The organism is Bradyrhizobium uaiense (assembly GCF_010811875.1).
Taxonomy (GTDB): domain Bacteria; phylum Pseudomonadota; class Alphaproteobacteria; order Rhizobiales; family Xanthobacteraceae; genus Bradyrhizobium; species Bradyrhizobium uaiense.
Genome location: NZ_VKHP01000560.1, coordinates 1 through 601 on the forward strand (window position 1 = coordinate 1; position 601 = coordinate 601).

Sequence of the window (601 nt, forward strand, 5' to 3'; positions counted from 1 at the left end):
CCATGTGTGGACGGCTCCGGGTTGGCAAGGAGAATCTTCACTTTGCAGCATTGGTCGGAGCAGCCATGTGTTCGGCCTGTTGACGCGGTACCCATGACCGCTGGCCATAATGCCCTCCGCGGATCAGGTCCCGGTCAAAAGCACGCATTCGAAGATGCCATGGCCCATGTGGGTTGTCCTGATCGCCGGATCGACCGGCGCTGCATTAAGTGCTGTTCGCCCTTCCAACCGTTACGTTACACCGGATGCCCGGTGTAATCTCGTCTCGTCATGCCGCGAGAGCGGCGGGTTCACTGTAACGTTCGTTTCTTGCCATCATCGCCCAAGCCATCCGGCCGAGTTTGTTGGCAAGCGCGATGGCGGCGACCTTGGTGGGTCGCCGGGCCAACAATCGAGTGAGCCAAGGCCGATGACCGGTGCCATGGATCTTGGCATAGCGGATCACGGCGAGCGCGCCGGCCGTGAACAGACTGCGCAAATAGCGATCCCCTTGTTTGCTGATACTGCCAAGCTTGTCCTTGCCTCCGCTCGAGTTCTGCTTCGGCACGAGCCCAACCCACGCCGAGAAGTCTCGTCCCGATCGGAAAGCCTTGGGATCAGC

Annotated in this window: 1 protein-coding gene; it reads right to left on the bottom strand. The window is 60.4% G+C overall.

Going from position 1 to position 601, the window contains the following annotated elements; genetic code table 11:
• Window positions 1-268: 268 nt before the first annotated feature.
• The coding region (locus FNJ47_RS46470; protein ID WP_163163512.1) for a transposase at window positions 269-601 on the bottom strand (333 nt) is incomplete at its 5' end.